Source organism: Streptomyces sp. S3(2020), from assembly GCF_013044505.1.
Taxonomy (GTDB): domain Bacteria; phylum Actinomycetota; class Actinomycetes; order Streptomycetales; family Streptomycetaceae; genus Streptomyces.
Map to the genome: position 1 here is coordinate 1 of NZ_JABERD010000474.1, position 2,181 is coordinate 2,181.

Here is a 2,181-nt window from a genome sequence, read left to right on the forward strand (position 1 = left end):
GTCGTCTCGGACACACGATCCCGCCGCCCCGCGCGGACCAGCGGCTCCCGATACCGGGTCTGGGGTACGCCGGAGGTGCGTGTGGTGCGTGGTGCGGTTCTACGGACGGTCGTGCCGTGGGACTGCGGCTCAGTGAGCCACGACACGTGCCATGGAACCGCGGCGCGGTTGCACCGGAACGCCGCGGGCGGGTTCCGGTGCCTGCCTGACACCTGGTCCGGCCGGACGGCCGGTCGGGGCCGGGCTGCGGCGTGGCTGTGCGGCCACACCGTTCTGGACGTCCATCACCGCGTGCGCGACGAGGCCGCCCATGGGGTCGTGCCTGATCAGGTCCCGCAGCCGGGAGCGAGAGGAGCGTCCCTCGTTGCCCGGATACAGGTGCTTGCCGAGGCCGACCGCGTGCGCCAGGGCGGCGAGCGCCGCGGTCCGCGGGTCCGGCGGTACGCCGGTGCGGATCGCGGAGTCCAGTCGGGATCTGATCTCCCGGCTGATCTCGGTCTGACTCGCCTGGTAGCGAGTCGTCGGCAGTACTCCACACATCTGGCCCGCCACGGCATGCACCATGCCGCACCGCTCCAGATGCGAGAGGTAGGTCTGGCGCAGCCCGAGACGCGGCCCGCCGATCCAGTTGACCGCCCGGACCGGAGCGCCACGCCTTCGCAGCAACTCCAACGCGCAGTCGAGTGTCGGATCTCCAGTCGGCCGTGGGGACACCACGGCGATACGATCCCCGTCTGGGGCTATCCGTCCGGCCAGCGCCAGCTCCACTAGCTGTGCTCCGGCCAGACCAAGGTCGAGCGACTGCGGCTGTGCGGTGGTACCCGTGGCCGGGTCCAGCGCCAGCAGCAGAAGCTCCTCCGGAAGTGTTCTGCGGCTCCTGCCCATCCATGCCTCCCCGCGTGGATGAAAGACAGGGTGACCCCTCTCACATTGGTCTGTCGAGGGTGCGTGACCTGTTTGTAGTGGAACCGGTAGGTATGTCGTTCTCGTCTACCGCAGGAGCCAAGCCCTCACACAGGACACTGGTACATGGTTCGGACACTGCGGGGGAGCGGTGTTTCAGGGCGAGGCTTTTCAGACTGGTTCACGTGTTCACGGTTTAGGAGGCATCGGTGGCGGGCGAGTCCCCCGACAGGTCGAAGCAGCGCGAGTCGTCGGCAGAACCGACGTCGGGGAGCGCGCATCCGGTTCCCGAAGCCCGGGGTGAGGTACGCGACCCGCGCCTGGCGGTGGCCCGCGACACCGAGCCGCCCGCGGCGGCCCGTGGTGGCGTGGACACAGCGACACGGGTCTTCTCGGCCCGCGACGTGGCGAAGGCCCGCGCCGCCGCGGAGGCCTCCGGCCCGGCCGAGGACGAGGCGAGTTTGGCCGGGACCGAGGACGAGGTGAGTCCGGCGGCGACCGAGGGCGAGGTGAGTCCGGCCGCGACCGACGAGACTCCGGACCCGACCGACGAGCCGTCGTCCACCGGGTCCGAGGACGCCGCTGCCGCTGAGGGCGGTGCTGGGGGCTCGGAGGCGCCCGAGGACGCCGTGGAGGACGCGGCGCCTGAGGACGCGGCGCCTGAGGACGCGGCGCCTGAGGACGCAGCGCCTGAGGACGCGGAGCCTGAGGATGCGGCGCCTGAGGACGCGGCTGCGGCCGAGGATGTCCAGGACGCCGTGCCGAGCGACGCCGCCGAGGGTCCGCGGGACGCGAAGCCCGATGCCGGGGTCTCGGAGGATGCCGAGGGGCCTGAGGGCGCGGCAGCCGCCGACGACGTCCAGGACGCCGTGCCGAGCGGCGGTGTCGCGGGCGACGCCAGGCTGCGCGCTGCGGTGGCCGCCTGGGTCCGGTCCGGGGACGCGCCGGCCACGGCGGACGCGGATGCCGAGGACGCGGCTGCCGGCGCCGTCGAGGACAGCGAGGAGCCTGCCGGGACGGCCAAGGCCCCTGCGACCGACCCCCGCGCCACCACGAAGCCGAGCGACGCCTCAGGACAGCCCGCCCAGGCAACCCACGAGTCCGGTTCGACGACGGACAAGCCCGCATCCGCCCCGCAAGCCGCCGACGGCGAGGACGCCCCGCAGGGGCCACCCGCACCCGGCGACGAGAGCCGCACGGGTGGTGCGGGTGGGAACACGAAGGCCGAAGGCGAAGCCGAGGCCCGTGTCGACCAGCCCACCACCCTGACCCAGCTGC

1 protein-coding gene and 1 pseudogene are annotated in these 2,181 nt (G+C 72.8%); one reads left to right on the forward strand and one right to left on the reverse strand.

The features are described 5' to 3' along the window. Positions 1 to 129: 129 nt before the first annotated feature. Positions 130 to 885, reverse strand: a complete 756-nt coding sequence (locus tag HLK59_RS49670; protein ID WP_171148274.1) for a GPP34 family phosphoprotein — start codon at positions 883 to 885, stop codon at positions 130 to 132. Positions 886 to 1,112: 227 nt separating this feature from the next. Here HLK59_RS49670 and HLK59_RS49675 point away from each other — a divergent pair. Next, positions 1,113 to 2,181 (forward strand): annotated as a pseudogene (locus HLK59_RS49675) (hypothetical protein); the annotation flags it as partial.